The following is a 14213-nucleotide window of genomic DNA, read 5'->3' on the forward strand; positions in this document are numbered from 1 at the left end:
AGCTGATGATGACACGAACAGTCGCCTTCGCAACGCTTGGTCTTGCAGCGCTTAGCCTCGCACTCGTTGCGGTGACGGCGGGCGCGCAGGACATGATGCGTGGCGTCGACCTCACCTCCCCCGCGATGGTCTCGGCTGAAATGACGAGGCCGGAGGTCGAGGCCATGTTGGCCAAAGCGAGCCCAAAGCAGCCTGCCGATTTCACCGGCAAACGCCTGTCGGGTCTCGATCTCTCGGGGCTGGACCTGTCCAACACGGTTCTCCGCGCCGCGCGGCTCAACAAGACAATACTTCGAGACGCCCGGCTGGACGGTGCGATCCTCGATCAGGCGTGGCTGCTGGATGCGGATCTTACCGGCGCAAGCCTGAAGGGCGCCAATCTATTCGCCTCGCAAATGGCCCGCGCGCGTCTCGACGGTGCGAACCTGTCAGGAGCGCGCATCGCTGCCGACCTCACCGGCGCAAGCCTGGTCGGCGCCTCGATCGCGGACGCGAATCTCGGCGCCGATATGCGCAACCAGTCGATGGGACTGATGCGCGCGGTGCTGAGATCCGCCAAGCTGGAACGGCTGAACGCGCGCAACGCCGATTTGTCGCGCGTCGACCTCGAATTCGCAGTCCTCAGGGGCGCCGATCTGAGCGGCGCATCACTGAAAAACGCCCAACTCGGCGGAGCCGATCTGACCGGCGCCATCGTCATCGACGCCGATTTCGACGGCGCCGATCTCGTCTCGGCGAAGCTGATCGCACCAAACGGCCTTGACCGCGCCAAGAATTTCGACAAGGCAAAGAACCGCGAGCGCCTGATCAGGGAATGACGGCGCCCTTTGGGAGGACTGGCTGATGCGTGGGGTTCTTGCTTTGACCGCGTTGTTGACGCTTGCCGGCGAAGCCGCCGCGCAGACCAAGGGCAAGGGCATAAGGCTCTGGAATCTCACGACGGAGACCATCTCCGGCTTCCAGCTCGCACCCGCCGGCAAGACCGACTGGGGTCCGAACCAGTGCCTGAATGACAAGGACAAGGAGGTCGACCACGACGAGCGGTTGCGCATCACCGGCGTCGAGCCCGGCCGCTACGACGCCAGGGTCAGTTACCCCAATGCACGGCAGTGCGTCGTCCGCGATATCGAGATCAAGGCGGATGCAGTGTTCTCGATTGCGGACAAGGATCTGAAGGACTGCACTAAGTAGCGTTCGAACCGATTCTGGCAGCTCACGCCTTGTCATTCGGGTGCGGATATTCGCAGCGCCACTTCACCGCGTGCCACTTCGGATGCTCACCGACCCATTGCGCGATATAGGGCGGCGCGGCCATCGCGCATTGCCGCGGCGACCCGGAATAGTGGAACACCAGATGCCGCTCCTCGCAGGTCGCAGGCGAGAGCACCGCGCACACAGTCACCACCAGGTCAATCGGGTTCATGCCGGGATCCTCTCGCAAGGGGGCGATGGAGAGATTAGCACATGAAGCTACGCGCGAAGGAGGGGGAAGTTTCATAGCGCCGAAGCCTCGTCATGGCCGGGCTTGTCCCGGCCATCCACGCCTTGCCTCGTGGAACAAAGAACGTGGATGCCCGGGCCGTCGCCTCGCCGAAGCGGCTTCGGCAGCGTAGCCGGGAGAAGCCCGGGCAAGACGATCTTCCGCGCTAGAAGTTCACGCCAAACACCAATCGCGCCTGATGCCGCTCGAAATTGACGAGGTCGAGATTGCCGCCTGAGCCGGCCGGGCGCCCCCAGGCCTGCATGCTCCAGCTTGCGGTGAGCCGGGAACGCTCGGAGAGCTGGAAATAGGCGGTGGGGCCGACAAACAGGGCCTGGCCTGAGAACTCGCTAAGGCCGATGCCCTCATATTGCCGGAAGTAGCGCATCTCGCCGCCAAGCAGCACATTGGGCCGCACGCGAACCAGGCCGGCAAACGCGGCCCCGATCGTCGAGCTCTTCTCGGATGCCCCTCCAATCTCGAAGCGCGCCCATTCCGGCTGGTAGATCAGGTTGAGGGCGCCGATCGCGAAGTTCGGAATGAGTTCGCGATCGAAGGCGAGCGTAAATTCGGTGCCGTACATCCGCCCTTTCGCGCCGCTGGTCTCGTCGATGCGGTCGCCGTGGAGCTCGGCCGCAATCGTGAAGCCGAATGGTGCGCGCTCACGGTCGAGCAGGCGATAGCGCAGGTCAAGCGAGATGCCCTGGAAGTTGAACTGGCGGCGGTCGTCGATGTCAGGGACGCCGGTAATGTGGTGCAAGCTGGCGGTGCCGCCGACTTCGACACGAAAATTCGGCAGCGGCACCACCTCGATCTCGAGCTCATGTTCAAGGGCGCGATAAGCGCCCCCGCCTCTGCCGAAGCGCCCCGTCGTCTGGGTCTGGAATTCGCGCTCGCCGACATTGCCGATATCGGTGCCGATCATGAAGCCGAAGATGTGCTCGGTATCAAAACCTGCCTCGGCGGCGCTGCTGCGCGCCGGCGCCAGCACGATCGCGCACACGATCACCGTCCAGAACTTGCAGGCTCTGCCGCCCATCCCGTGCCCCAAAGGCGCGCGCCGCTGTGATGCGGCAGCAGCGCTGACCGGGCGTCAGCGTAACACACTGCCGCAGAGCACGGTCGAAATTTTGCGGGGAAAGAATTGAAGCCCCTCCACGTGCGGCTTTCGCGCGATCCGCAACGGCGAGGCGCAGATCCGACACTGCCACGGCTCCGACGGCGTTTGCCATCGAAGCCGCGGCAGGTCGTCGGTCTTACTTGCGCGAGGCGCAGGCGTACATGTTGATTTCCATGCCGACCGGCACTTCCACGATCTTCGGAGCTTTCCAAGCCATTCGGGTCTCCCAAGGTATTGAGCGCGACATCGCGCGGCGAAAAACCTAGGGCTGCGTCGAGTGCAGTTCAAGCCTCGATTCGACTGCCGTCACGTCTGTGCCGATACTTCGCGGCCGCAATTTCTCTCTCGGACAAAGCAAGTTCCCTCCTGGTCAAACACGACCAGCGAGACACCGCCTTGTGCAATGCACCGCGCGTCCAATCGACAACGGTGCCGTCAGCAGTCCTTGTCGGCCATTTCGGCATTCGGCTTGGCGCCCGCGGCGCGCTGAGCCGCCGTCGGCTCGCTCTGCATTTGCCGCTGCGCATCCTCGGACGACGCCGGCGATTCACCGCTGGCCCGGTTCATCGTGCTGGTCGGCGGATGCTGGCTGCTATCGCTCGCCGAACCGGACGTGTGCGATTGCGCGGAGCCCACGGTGACAGGGCCAGAACCGGCATCCTTGTCTGTCTTGTCGGTGCTGGCGCTGCCGGTGTTGCAGGGACCGGCGACCGCAACCCCGGCGCTCAGCGTCAGGATTGCGCAGGCAGCAAGAAGGGAACGCTTCGTATTCATTTGCATCTCCTTTTCTCCCGCAGCGCAGCCCCGGCGCCGGCAGGACATGCGGAGAAACAGGCCGAGCAGCCCGATGTTCCCGAGCGTCAGGCCGGAATGATCGCAAACGTTACGCCCGTCATGCCCGTTCCGCTTGCGGCGCTTCACCGGAGCAATCGTACGAGCGCGCGCCCGGCACGCGAATTCAGCTCCTTCGCATCCAGCGTTCCATCCTTGTCGGGATTGGCTGCGTTGAAACGCTGCTCGACCACCGACAGATATTCGTCGAGGGTGAGGGTCCCGTCGCGGTCGGGGTCTGCCGCGGCGAGTTCTTTCGCGCTCAACCGTCCACGCAATTCGCGCGCATCGAGCGTGCCGTCGCGATCGGGATCGAGCTTTGCGAACGAGGCGGCGGCCACCTTCTTCACCTCGGCAAGATCGAGCGTGCCGTCATTGTCGGTGTCGAACAACTTGACCGCATTGCCGGAGGCCGACCACGCCGGACCGGCCGAAAGTGCAATCACAAGTGCAAGGGCAATCGAGCGAGCCGAAATCATCGAGACCTCCCTGACATAGCCCCCGGATCAATGGGGCAGAGCCGAGATAAACCCGCAAGCGGCCCTCGGTTCAAGTCCGGACCTGCAACTTGCGCGCGCCACAACCGGTAGAGATGCATTGCCCTGCTCCCAATAGTGCTTCGCGTCGCGGAATTTCTCAGCGTCTGCGCACAAGTTGGAGTTGCCTTTGTCAGGTTTCCGTCAGGTGACCGCCGACGATATCGGCACGGCAGTTACGACTTTCGTATTGACGCGTTTTGGTTTCCGACGGAGTGTTGCAGCCGCAGCGTCAAAAGGCGCGCATTTTGGGAGGAACGGATGAAACGCTTTGCGATGGCCGCGAGCCTCGTCATGCTTGCGTCAACCTGTGCAAATGCACAAACCACCGAGCAGCTGGTCAAGGGTGCGACCGACACATCGAACGTTCTCAATTACGGAATGGGCTACAATCTCCAGCGCTTCTCGACGCTGAAGCAGATCAACAAGGATACGGTCAAGAATCTCGTCCCAATCTGGAATTACAGCTTCAATGACGATCGGAGCGAGGAATCACAGCCAATCGTCTATCAGGGCGTCATCTACGTCACCTCGCACAATGCCACGATGGCGGTCGATGCCAAGACCGGCAAGCAGATCTGGAAGAGCAAGATCGAATATCCGGCGGAGACGCCGCGAATCGTCTGCTGCGGCATCATCAACCGCGGCGTCGCGATTCACGAGGGCAAGCTGTTCCGTACGACGCTCGATGCCCACGTGGTTGCCATCGACGCCAAGAACGGCAAGGAGCTGTGGCGGCAGAAGGCAGCCGACATCAAGGAAGGCTATTCGATGACGGTGGCCCCGCTCGTTGCCGACGGCGTCGTCATCACCGGCATTTCCGGCGCCGAATTCGGCACCCGCGGCTTCATCGACGGCTGGGATCCGGCGACTGGCAAGCATCTCTGGCGAACCCACTCGATCCCCTCGCCGGACGAGCCCGGCGGCGACACCTGGAAGGGCGACACCTGGAAGCTCGGCGGCGGCTCGACCTGGATCACGGGCTCTTATGACGCCGAGCTGAACACGGTGTATTGGGGCACCGGCAATCCCGGTCCGTTCAACTCGGCGGTGCGCCCCGGCGACAATCTCTACACCTGCTCCGTGCTGGCGCTGGATCCCAAGACCGGCAAGATCAAGTGGCACTACCAGTTCTCGCCGAACAATCCGTTCGACTACGACGCCGTGGCCGAGATGGTGCTCGCCGACGTGAACATCGAGGGCAAGCCGACCAAGACGCTGATGAATGCCAACCGCAACGGCTTCTTCTACGTGCTCGACCGCACCAACGGGAAGCTGCTCGCGGCTAATCCTTACGTGAAGGTGAATTGGGCGACCGGCATCGACATGAAGACCGGACGTCCGATCGAGACCGACATCTCGAAGGACGCACGCGAGGGCAAGAAGGTGACGGTGTATCCCTCGATCCTCGGCGGCAAGAACTGGGAGCCGATGTCGTTCAATCCGCAGACCGGCCTTGCCTATGCCAACACGCTCGCGTTCGGCGGCAGGTACAAGACCGAGCCCGTCACCTACAAGCAGGGCGAATGGTACCTCGGCATGGACCTGACCGACCTCTGGGAATACGGCGACGGGCCGCGCGGCCATCTCAAGGCTATCGATCCCATGACCGGCAAATCGAAATGGGAAGCGCCGAGCGACATTCCGCGCTTCTCCGGCGTGCTCTCGACGGCCGGAGGCGTCGTATTCTCTGGCGCGCTGACCGGCGAGTTCGAGGCCTTCGACGCCGACACCGGCAAGAAGCTCTGGCAGTTCCAGACCGGCTCCGGCATCGAGGGACAGCCGGTGACTTGGCAACAGGACGGCGTACAGTATGTCGCCGTGACGAGCGGCTATGGCGGCGTCTACTCGCTGTTCTCCGGCGACGAGCGGCTTGCCAACGTGCCGCCCGGCGGCTCGCTGTGGGTCTTTGCGGTCAAGCAGTAAACACGGGTACGATGCTGAAAGTGATCTCTCACAAGACGGCGGCGATGATCGCCGCCGTCGCGGTGCTCTCGGTCGCGCATGCGGCGACCGCCCGCGCCGATGACACCACCGGCAATTCCATGCAGGCGCAGATCGACCATGGTAAGTCGACCTACGCCTCGAAATGCTCCCACTGCCACGGCCCCAATCTGATGAATTCCGGCACCGTCACGCCGGATCTGCGTGCCATTCCCGACGACAAGACGCGCTTCGTCACCACGGTGAAGAACGGCAAGAACAACAAGATGCCACCCTGGGCCGACATTCTCAGCGACGACGAGATCGGAAACCTCTGGGCGTTCGTCTCCAGCCGGAGGAAGCCATGAGGGGCCGGCGCGTTGCCTGGAGCGTTGCGGCCGTTCTATCCGCGATGGCGTCGGTCGCTCTCGCAGCCGACGATCCTCTGAAGGTCTGTCTCGACGAGGACAGGCCGCCGCTCTCGGTGCATCGCCGCGACAAGCCGGATGCCGGCTTCGACGTGCTGCTGGCGCAGGCGATCGCCGAGCGGATGGGACGCCCGCTGAAGATCCAGTGGTTCGAGAGCAGGCTGGATGAGGATTCGAGCCCGCAGCTCGAGGCCAATGCGTTGCTCTCGGACGGGCGCTGCTCGCTGGTCGGCGGCTACGCGCTGACGCAGGATTCGCTTGTCGCACCCGGGATGAAGACGGCGCGCTTGCCGGGTTTCGCCGGCGCCACGCGCGACGATCGGCGGCGCCGCGTCCCGCTCGGCGTGCTCGCGCCGAGCCAGCCCTACATCTATTCGCCGATGACGGTGGTGCTGGGGCCAAAGGCCCGCGGGCGCAAGGTCGGCGACATCGGCGATCTCGCCGGCCTTCGTCTCGCCATCGAAAGCGGATCGCTCGGCGACGCCATCCTGATGACCTTCGACAAGGGGCGCCTGATCGACAACATCACCCATCTCGTCCCCGGCCGCGACGATCTCCTCGGCGGACTCGAGCGCGGCGACCATGACGCGACGCTGATCGATCTTGCCCGCTTCGACGCCCATCGCGCCGCGCACCCGGACACGGCGATCACGGCGTCCGGCTACTATTATCCGATCGGAGCCAATCGCGGCTATGTCGGGCTCGCCAGCGATGGCGCGCTGATCGCGGCCGTCAACAAGGCGCTGACGGAGCTCACGGCTTCGGGCAAGATCGCCGAATTCGGCAAGCAGGCCGGCCTCACCTATCTGCCGCCGCGCGAGCCCGCGATCCTCGGCGATGTCTGGACGAAGATCATCCAGCGGTGAGGCTCCCGCGGCCCGAACGCAGTGCGAGCCAATGCGCCAATCTGTCTCGCCTGCGGCCCATGGCAGCGACGGCCTGATGCAGTAGGTTCGGCAAAAATCAGGGAGAGAATCATGTCCGCCAAGCTCGATCGCCGCCACTTCATCGCCGCCGGTACCGGTGCACTGGCGATGCCGTTCGTCGCGCGCGGCGCATCGGCACAGGGCGGCTGGCCGGCGCGGCAGATTCGCATGATCTGCAGCTATCCCGCCGGCGGCCAGACCGACCTGCTCGCTCGCGCCTATGGCGAGTTCATCTCCAAGCAGGTCGGCAAGACCGTCGTCATCGAGAACAAGCCCGGCGCCTCCGGCGCGATCGGGACGGCGGAAGTCGCCCGCGCCGAGCCCGACGGCCACACCATCCTGTGCTCGATCTCGACCACCTACATCATGAACCGTGTGGTGATGAAAAATCCCGGCTACGACATGGACAAGGATCTGACGCTCGTCAGCGTCATTCCCGGCGCGGGCCTGTTGCTGGTCGCGAACCCCAAGACCGGGGTCAAGACGCTGGAGGATTTCGTCGCCTTCGCGCGCAAGAGCGGCAAGGTGAATTTCGGCACCTACAGCGCGGGCTCGGCCCCGCACATGACCGTCAACGAGCTCAACAAGCAGTATGGCCTCAACATCGAGCCGGTGCATTATCGCGGCGAGGCGCCGATGTGGACGGGAATGCTGGAAGGCACCCTCGATGCCGCGATGGGCAGCTACACGGCCGCGCAGTCGGTCCTGCAAAGCGACCGCGGCACGGTGTTCGCCGTGCATTCGAAGAAGGTCGATGCGATCCCCGCGATCAAGACCCTTCCCGAGCAGGGCGCCACGTCGAAATTCTTCACCGTGAGCGGATTCACCGGCTGGGCCGTGCCCAAGGCGACGCCGCAAGCCGTGGTCGACCGCCTGGCCGAGCTCTGCGTCGCCGCCAACACCGATCCAAAAGTGAAGGAGGTTCTCTCGACTTTCGTGCTCGAGCCCGCGATCGGCTTCAAGGAGACTAATGCGCTGTACCAGCGCGAGCTGCCGATCTGGATCGAGAGCGCGAAGTCGTTGGGCCTCGAGCCGGCCTGATCAGACAGTTGGGCGCATCAGGAGGACGGCCTCGCCGCTTCTGGAAAAACCGCGTCTAATGCTCGCCCGAGCTCGCAGCGCCCTGCTGTGCCTTGTGGATCGAGGACGGCACCACGCCGAAGTATTTTCGGAACACCCGGCTGAAATGCGATGAGCTGGAGAACCCCCAGGAGAAGGCGACGTCGGTGATGGTCTTGCCGGCGTGGGCCTCGAGCTCCTGGCGGCAGTTCTGCAACCGCGCCTGCCAGATGTAGTCGCTCACTGTGGTGCCGCGCTCCGAGAACAGCATGTGCAGATAGCGCTTGGAGCAACCGAGCTCGGCCGAGATCTGGTCGATGCACAGATCCGGGTCGCGCAAGTGCTCCCGGATGAAGAACTGGGCGCGCACATACATCGCTTCGGGCCCGACACGATCGAACATCGTGTCGGCTTCGCGCAGCGGCAGCAGCAATAGGTCGATCAGCGAATCGGCGACGCCGACCGCGCTGTTGGCCGACAGCTTTGCCGCCTCGTCGAAGGTGGCATGGACGAAATCGTGGGCGATCCGCCCGGTCCCCGTCTTCGCCGTCAATTTGCACGCCGGCATCCGCTGCGATGGGAATCCGCGGTCGCGCAGCAGCGCCTTCGGCACGATCACCACGTCGTGACGGGTAAAGGCGGGACTGATGATCGAATGTGGACAGGAGACGTCATAGGCGATGATGTCGCCCGGATTGATCTCGATGTGACGGCCTTCTTGTTCGAAATAAGACACGCCGTAGGTCTGGAAGTGGATCTTTATGTACGGGTGTTCATTGGCCTTGGCGCGCGCCAGCGTGTGCGCGATGCGATGCTGGCTGACCTCGATCTGGCAGAGCTTCAGGCGCGAGACCGTGGTGTAATCGATGCGACCTTCGAGCGAGGACGCTTCCAGCGGATCGACGTCGAAATGCCCGCACAGGCTCGTGAGCCCGTCGATCCAGCTCTGGATCTGCCGCTTCGGCGTCATCCCGGTCGTCGAGAGCGTGTGAATGGTGTCGGACATTAATCCAGCCACTGATTTGATCCGGAGGTTCGGCGCGAATCGCAACCAGCGCTGCCGGAGCCCTCAGCCGTGATTGCGTGACGTTTACCTCGCATTTGAGCGGTCTCTTGCAACGAGCGCCATCGTTCCATTGCCACTCTTGAAACTTAATCCTCCGCCTTAGTTGCAGCGCCGTCAAGGGGAACCTGAGCGCCGAGGCGGCCTCGAGGGCGCACCGAAGCCGCTGAATTCGCTACTGCAAAATCAAAATCTTCACCTCCGTGCGCTGTCGAGCAAACCGCCTTCGCTCTTGGGCAAGTTTCCCGATGGCGAAGCCGTTAGGGATTGCGGCAGGAACAACAAGAACGGGCCGCTCCTGCACGTGGACCCGTGGCTCTCATCAGGAGGAGGAAACAGCACAGCATCGTTTCTGGTCCCCATCGTGACCGCCCTGCACGAGCAGACGCCGGACGAGAAGCCCGGCGATTGAGCAATGCTTCGGAAATAATAAACGAGACCAACGGAGGAATGACTATGCGCAAGGTGCTTCTGGCGACCTGTCTTGGTTCGGCGGCGGCTCTCGCCGTCGGCAGCGCTTCAGCAAATGACGAGCTGATCAAGATGTCGCAAAACCCGAAAGACTGGGTGATGCCGGCGGGCGACTACGCCAATACCCGCTATTCGAAGCTAAACCAGATCAACGCACAGAATGTCGGGAAACTCCAAGTTGCCTGGACCTTCTCGACCGGCGTACTGCGTGGCCACGAAGGCGGCCCGCTGATCATCGGCAACATGATGTACGTCCACACGCCGTTCCCGAATAAGGTCTACGCTATTGACCTTTCGCAAGAGAACAAGATCGTTTGGAAGTACGAGCCGAAGCAAGATCCGAACGTCATACCCGTGATGTGCTGCGACACCGTCAACCGCGGCCTGTCCTACGGCGACGGCAAGATCATCCTGCATCAGGCCGACACCAACCTCGTTGCGCTCGACGCCAAGACCGGCCAAGTGGCCTGGTCCGCGACCAACGGCAATCCCGCGAAGGGCGAGACCGGCACGTCGTCTGCGCTGGTCGTCAAGGACAAGGTCCTGGTCGGCATCTCCGGCGGCGAGTTCGGCGTGCAGTGCCATGTCACCGCATACGACCTCAAATCCGGCAAGCAGGTCTGGCGCGCCTATTCCACAGGCCCGGATGATCAGATCAAGGTCGATCCGGCGAAGACGACGTCGCTCGGCAAGCCGGTCGGCCCGGACTCTTCGCTGAAGAGCTGGCAGGGCGATCAGTGGAAGATCGGCGGCGGCTGCACCTGGGGCTGGATCTCCTACGATCCCGCTCTGAACCTCGTCTATTACGGGTCGGGCAATCCCTCGACCTGGAACCCGAAGCAGCGTCCCGGCGACAACAAGTGGTCGATGGCGATCTTCGCCCGCGATGCCGACACCGGCATGGCGAAGTGGGTCTACCAGATGACACCCCACGACGAATGGGACTATGACGGCGTCAACGAAATGATCCTCAGCGATCAGCAGATCAACGGTCAGAACCGCAAGCTGCTGACGCACTTCGACCGCAACGGCCTCGCCTACACGATGGACCGCGAGAGCGGCGAACTGCTGGTCGCCGAGAAGTACGACCCGAAGGTGAACTGGACCAGCGGCGTCGACATGGACAAGAACTCGCCGACCTACGGCCGTCCCAAGGTCGTCGCACAATACTCGACCGAGCACGGCGGAGAGGACAAGAACACAAAGGGCATCTGCCCGGCCGCGCTCGGCACCAAGGACCAGCAGCCGGCAGCCTACTCGCCGGACACGCAGCTGTTCTACGTTCCGACCAACCACGTCTGCATGGACTATGAGCCGTTCAAGGTGAGCTACACCGCGGGTCAGCCCTATGTGGGTGCGACGCTCTCGATGTATCCGCCGCAGGGCGAAAGCCACATGGGCAACTTCATCGCCTGGGACAACAAGACCGGCAAGATCGTCTGGTCGAACAAGGAGCAGTTCTCGGTCTGGTCGGGTGCGCTCGCAACCGCCGGGGGCGTGGTGTTCTACGGCACGCTCGAAGGCTACCTGAAGGCGGTCGACGCCAAGACCGGCAAGGAGCTCTACAAGTTCAAGACTCCCTCGGGCATCATCGGCAACGTCACCACCTATGAGAACAATGGCAAGCAATACATTGCCATTCTCTCCGGCGTGGGCGGCTGGGCCGGCATCGGACTGGCGGCAGGCCTGACCGACCCGACCGCAGGCCTCGGTGCGGTCGGCGGCTACGCGGCCCTCAGCAACTACACGGCGCTCGGCGGTACCCTGACCGTGTTCTCGCTGCCGAACTAAACCCGTCAGCATCGCTCCGGCGCGTGGATCGCTCCACGCGCCGGCTCGTCTCCACCGAATGCCGACCGAGGAACAATCTCTTGCGTCAAATCTGCTCTGTCATTGCTGTGATGATGATCTTCGTTGTGTCCGGAGGAAGCGCGGTCGCAGAGGGTCCGGGCGACCCGACCGCCGTGAAGAAGGAAGACGACGGAAAGTGGCTCGATAAGGACGGAAACCCGACCTACAAGATTTCGGCCGACGGCACCGTGGACTGGTTCACCTATTCCGGATACCGCCGCTATCATTCGGACTGTCACGTGTGTCACGGCCCCGACGGCATGGGATCGACATACGCGCCGGCGCTGAGGGATTCCGTGAAGTCGATGAGCTACGGTGACTTCCTCGGCGTGGTCGCCTCCGGCCGCAAGAACATCTCGGCCGCGCAGGAGAACGTCATGCCGGCCTTCGGCGACAACCCGAACGTCGCCTGCTACATGGACGATCTCTACGTCTATCTCCGCGCGCGCTCCACCGACGCCTTGGGCCGGCAGCGTCCTGCGAAAAAGGAGGAGAAGACGGAGGCCTATACCCAGGCTGAAGATGCCTGCATGGGCAAGAAATGAACGTTACGAGGGCTGCCAGGACTACTTCTTGGCGCCTGATGAGAATTTGAGGAGCTACCGATGAAGACACGTGCCGCCGTTGCTTTCGAAGCCAAGAAGCCGCTCGAGATCGTCGAGGTCGATCTGGAAGGCCCGAAGGCCGGCGAAGTCCTAGTCGAGATCAAGGCGACGGGCATCTGCCATACCGACGCCTACACGCTCGACGGCTTCGACAGCGAGGGAATCTTCCCGTCGATCCTGGGACATGAGGGAGCCGGCATCATCCGCGAGATCGGCCCCGGCGTGACCTCGGTGAAACCGGGCGATCACGTCATCCCGCTCTACACGCCGGAATGCCGGCAGTGCAAAAGCTGCCTCAGCCAGAAAACCAATCTCTGCACCGCGATCCGCGCGACACAGGGCAAGGGCGTGATGCCCGACGGCACCAGCCGTTTCTCCTACAAGGGCAAGCCGATCTACCACTACATGGGTTGCTCGACCTTCTCGAACTTCACCGTGCTGCCCGAGATCGCGGTCGCCAAGATCCGCGAGGACGCGCCGTTCGACAAGAGCTGCTACATCGGCTGCGGCGTCACCACCGGCGTCGGCGCCGTCGTCAACACCGCCAAGGTGACGCCGGGCTCCAACGTGGTCGTGTTCGGCCTCGGCGGCATCGGCCTCAACGTCATCCAGGGTGCCAAGATGGCCGGCGCCGACAAGATCATCGGCGTCGACATCAACGATTCCAAGGAGGAATGGGGTCGCAGGTTCGGCATGACCGACTTCGTCAACCCGAAGAAGATCACCGGCGACATCGTTCAGCACCTCGTCGGCCTCACCGACGGCGGCGCCGACTACACCTTCGACTGCACCGGCAACACCACCGTGATGCGCCAGGCACTGGAGGCCTGCCATCGCGGCTGGGGCACCTCGATCATCATCGGCGTCGCCGAGGCCGGCAAGGAGATCGCCACCCGCCCGTTCCAGCTCGTCACCGGCCGCAACTGGCGCGGCACGGCCTTCGGCGGCGCGCGCGGGCGAACCGACGTGCCGAAGATCGTCGACTGGTACATGAACGGAAAGATCCAGATCGATCCGATGATCACCCACGTGCTCAAGCTCGAGGAGATCAACAAGGGCTTTGACCTCATGCACGAGGGCAAATCCATCCGTTCAGTCGTCGTGTTCTAGCTCGAAAACGTCACACCAAGGAGGATCGACCATGACTGTTGCACTCCATCCCTCGATCGACAACGGCATCAAGCAAGGCAGCGGCAGCTTCGCCGGCGGCACGCTGGCCTGCAAATGCAGCGACCACCCGGTGAAGGTCGGCATCAAGGGCGACGTCGCCCACAATCACGCCTGTGGCTGCACCAAGTGCTGGAAGCCGCAGGGCGCGACCTTCTCCGTCGTCGCCGTCGTGCCGCGCCAGAACGTCACCGTGCTCGAGAACGGCGACAAGCTCCAAATCGTCGACCCCTCCGCGGTGATCCAGCGTTACGCCTGCAAGGCCTGCGGCACGCACATGTACGGCCGGATCGAGAACAAGAACCATCCGTTCTACGGCCTCGACTTCATCCATCCCGAACTGTTCCAGGAGCAGGGCTCGCAGGCGCCGCAATTCGCCGCCTTCGTTTCCTCCGTGATCGAATCGGGTGTGAAGCCCGAGCAGATGGCCGGCATCCGTTCGCGGCTGAAGGAGATCGGCCTCGAGCCCTATGACTGCCTGTCCCCGCCCCTGATGGACGCGATCGCGACCCATGTCGCGAAGGCCAAAGCCGCTTAGGAAGACTGCCTGGACGCCCGCCTGAACTGGCCGGCCGCCGGATCTTGGCTACACCATCTGCAACTCGCTGGCGTTCGTTGCCGCCAGCGAGCCTCACGGGTCCCCGCTGCCGGGACCACCGCGGCGCGATGCCGCCGCTTCTGCACCACGCGTGCGTGAGGACCATCGGCTCCTCAGTCCTGGTCTCTGAATGACTGCGCAGGACCGTCCGCTTC

16 protein-coding genes are annotated in these 14213 nt (G+C 63.3%); 10 read left to right on the forward strand and 6 right to left on the reverse strand.

The window, feature by feature from the left end; all coding sequences use genetic code 11:
• Positions 1-8 precede the first annotated feature (8 nt).
• Positions 9-818 carry a pentapeptide repeat-containing protein gene (locus tag N2605_RS24530; protein WP_036007988.1) on the forward strand — a complete coding sequence of 270 codons (810 nt, stop codon included), beginning with the start codon at positions 9-11 and terminating at the stop codon, positions 816-818.
• Positions 819-843: 25 nt separating this feature from the next.
• Positions 844-1191, forward strand: a complete 348-nt coding sequence (locus tag N2605_RS24535) for a hypothetical protein (RefSeq protein ID WP_085969007.1) — start codon at positions 844-846, stop codon at positions 1189-1191.
• A gap of 22 nt (positions 1192-1213) precedes the next feature.
• On the opposite strand, the gene N2605_RS24540 is transcribed toward N2605_RS24535, so the two are convergent.
• The 5 genes from N2605_RS24540 to N2605_RS24560 all read right to left on the reverse strand — a co-directional run bounded on the left by N2605_RS24540 (position 1214) and on the right by N2605_RS24560 (position 3910).
• On the reverse strand, positions 1214-1423 hold the full coding sequence (locus N2605_RS24540) for a hypothetical protein (RefSeq protein ID WP_036007926.1): 210 nt from the start codon (positions 1421-1423) through the stop codon (positions 1214-1216).
• A 223-nt stretch (positions 1424-1646) separates the two neighbouring features.
• Complete coding sequence (locus N2605_RS24545) at positions 1647-2519, reverse strand: hypothetical protein (RefSeq protein WP_260343373.1); 873 nt, start codon at positions 2517-2519, stop codon at positions 1647-1649.
• A 217-nt stretch (positions 2520-2736) separates the two neighbouring features.
• Entirely contained in the window at positions 2737-2817 is an 81-nt protein-coding gene (gene pqqA, locus N2605_RS24550; protein ID WP_008562446.1) for a pyrroloquinoline quinone precursor peptide PqqA, read from the reverse strand.
• 218 nt (positions 2818-3035) lie between these two features.
• The gene (locus N2605_RS24555) at positions 3036-3521 is read right to left on the reverse strand and encodes a hypothetical protein (RefSeq protein WP_225127670.1); all 486 of its coding nucleotides are present in this window, start codon (positions 3519-3521) and stop codon (positions 3036-3038) included.
• Positions 3518-3910 carry a lanmodulin LanM gene (locus N2605_RS24560; protein ID WP_036007934.1) on the reverse strand — a complete coding sequence of 131 codons (393 nt, stop codon included), beginning with the start codon at positions 3908-3910 and terminating at the stop codon, positions 3518-3520. Before N2605_RS24560 ends, N2605_RS24555 begins: the two co-directional genes overlap by 4 nt.
• Positions 3911-4228: 318 nt before the next feature.
• On the opposite strand from N2605_RS24560, the gene N2605_RS24565 reads away from it, so the two are divergent.
• The 4 genes from N2605_RS24565 to N2605_RS24580 all read left to right on the forward strand — a co-directional run bounded on the left by N2605_RS24565 (position 4229) and on the right by N2605_RS24580 (position 8285).
• Positions 4229-5893, forward strand: coding sequence for a methanol/ethanol family PQQ-dependent dehydrogenase (locus N2605_RS24565; RefSeq protein WP_109142933.1), 1665 nt, complete (start codon positions 4229-4231; stop codon positions 5891-5893).
• A gap of 11 nt (positions 5894-5904) precedes the next feature.
• Positions 5905-6258 carry a c-type cytochrome gene (locus tag N2605_RS24570; RefSeq protein WP_225127672.1) on the forward strand — a complete coding sequence of 118 codons (354 nt, stop codon included), beginning with the start codon at positions 5905-5907 and terminating at the stop codon, positions 6256-6258.
• The gene (locus N2605_RS24575) at positions 6255-7184 is read left to right on the forward strand and encodes a substrate-binding periplasmic protein (RefSeq protein WP_036007940.1); all 930 of its coding nucleotides are present in this window, start codon (positions 6255-6257) and stop codon (positions 7182-7184) included. The genes N2605_RS24570 and N2605_RS24575 overlap by 4 nt, the downstream gene beginning before the upstream one ends.
• A gap of 111 nt (positions 7185-7295) precedes the next feature.
• The gene (locus N2605_RS24580) at positions 7296-8285 is read left to right on the forward strand and encodes a Bug family tripartite tricarboxylate transporter substrate binding protein (protein ID WP_036029360.1); all 990 of its coding nucleotides are present in this window, start codon (positions 7296-7298) and stop codon (positions 8283-8285) included.
• A 55-nt stretch (positions 8286-8340) separates the two neighbouring features.
• Here N2605_RS24580 and N2605_RS24585 read toward each other — a convergent pair whose 3' ends face one another.
• Positions 8341-9309 (reverse strand): helix-turn-helix domain-containing protein, encoded by a 969-nt coding sequence (locus N2605_RS24585; protein ID WP_025037738.1) that lies wholly within the window; start codon positions 9307-9309, stop codon positions 8341-8343.
• Between the two features lie 513 nt (positions 9310-9822).
• Here N2605_RS24585 and xoxF5 point away from each other — a divergent pair.
• From xoxF5 to gfa, 4 genes are all read left to right on the forward strand, one after another.
• Entirely contained in the window at positions 9823-11628 is a 1806-nt protein-coding gene (xoxF5, locus tag N2605_RS24590) for a lanthanide-dependent methanol dehydrogenase XoxF5 (RefSeq protein ID WP_036029357.1), read from the forward strand.
• A gap of 113 nt (positions 11629-11741) precedes the next feature.
• Positions 11742-12233, forward strand: a complete 492-nt coding sequence (locus N2605_RS24595; RefSeq protein WP_036007993.1) for a c-type cytochrome, methanol metabolism-related — start codon at positions 11742-11744, stop codon at positions 12231-12233.
• A 60-nt stretch (positions 12234-12293) separates the two neighbouring features.
• A complete protein-coding gene (locus N2605_RS24600) occupies positions 12294-13403 on the forward strand; it encodes an S-(hydroxymethyl)glutathione dehydrogenase/class III alcohol dehydrogenase (protein WP_027574628.1) in 1110 nt (369 codons plus the stop codon).
• A gap of 31 nt (positions 13404-13434) precedes the next feature.
• Positions 13435-13998: an S-(hydroxymethyl)glutathione synthase gene (gene gfa, locus N2605_RS24605; RefSeq protein WP_036007953.1), complete on the forward strand. Its 564-nt coding sequence runs from the start codon at positions 13435-13437 to the stop codon at positions 13996-13998.
• The last annotated feature ends 215 nt before the right edge of the window (positions 13999-14213 follow it).

Source organism: Bradyrhizobium yuanmingense (genome assembly GCF_025200905.1).
GTDB classification, from domain to species: domain Bacteria; phylum Pseudomonadota; class Alphaproteobacteria; order Rhizobiales; family Xanthobacteraceae; genus Bradyrhizobium; species Bradyrhizobium yuanmingense.

Bases quoted from the DNA above. Each gene is read 5' to 3' on its own strand.
- N2605_RS24530 (WP_036007988.1), top strand. From the start codon at position 9: ATGACACGAACAGTCGCCTTCGCAACGCTTGGTCTTGCAGCGCTTAGC.
- N2605_RS24535 (WP_085969007.1), top strand. From the start codon at position 844: ATGCGTGGGGTTCTTGCTTTGACCGCGTTGTTGACGCTTGCCGGCGAA.
- N2605_RS24540 (WP_036007926.1), bottom strand. From the start codon at position 1,423: ATGAACCCGATTGACCTGGTGGTGACTGTGTGCGCGGTGCTCTCGCCT.
- N2605_RS24545 (WP_260343373.1), bottom strand. From the start codon at position 2,519: ATGGGCGGCAGAGCCTGCAAGTTCTGGACGGTGATCGTGTGCGCGATC.
- pqqA (WP_008562446.1), bottom strand. From the start codon at position 2,817: ATGGCTTGGAAAGCTCCGAAGATCGTGGAAGTGCCGGTCGGCATGGAA.
- N2605_RS24560 (WP_036007934.1), bottom strand. From the start codon at position 3,910: ATGATTTCGGCTCGCTCGATTGCCCTTGCACTTGTGATTGCACTTTCG.
- N2605_RS24565 (WP_109142933.1), top strand. From the start codon at position 4,229: ATGAAACGCTTTGCGATGGCCGCGAGCCTCGTCATGCTTGCGTCAACC.
- N2605_RS24570 (WP_225127672.1), top strand. From the start codon at position 5,905: ATGCTGAAAGTGATCTCTCACAAGACGGCGGCGATGATCGCCGCCGTC.
- N2605_RS24575 (WP_036007940.1), top strand. From the start codon at position 6,255: ATGAGGGGCCGGCGCGTTGCCTGGAGCGTTGCGGCCGTTCTATCCGCG.
- N2605_RS24580 (WP_036029360.1), top strand. From the start codon at position 7,296: ATGTCCGCCAAGCTCGATCGCCGCCACTTCATCGCCGCCGGTACCGGT.
- N2605_RS24585 (WP_025037738.1), bottom strand. From the start codon at position 9,309: ATGTCCGACACCATTCACACGCTCTCGACGACCGGGATGACGCCGAAG.
- xoxF5 (WP_036029357.1), top strand. From the start codon at position 9,823: ATGCGCAAGGTGCTTCTGGCGACCTGTCTTGGTTCGGCGGCGGCTCTC.
- N2605_RS24595 (WP_036007993.1), top strand. From the start codon at position 11,742: ATGATCTTCGTTGTGTCCGGAGGAAGCGCGGTCGCAGAGGGTCCGGGC.
- N2605_RS24600 (WP_027574628.1), top strand. From the start codon at position 12,294: ATGAAGACACGTGCCGCCGTTGCTTTCGAAGCCAAGAAGCCGCTCGAG.
- gfa (WP_036007953.1), top strand. From the start codon at position 13,435: ATGACTGTTGCACTCCATCCCTCGATCGACAACGGCATCAAGCAAGGC.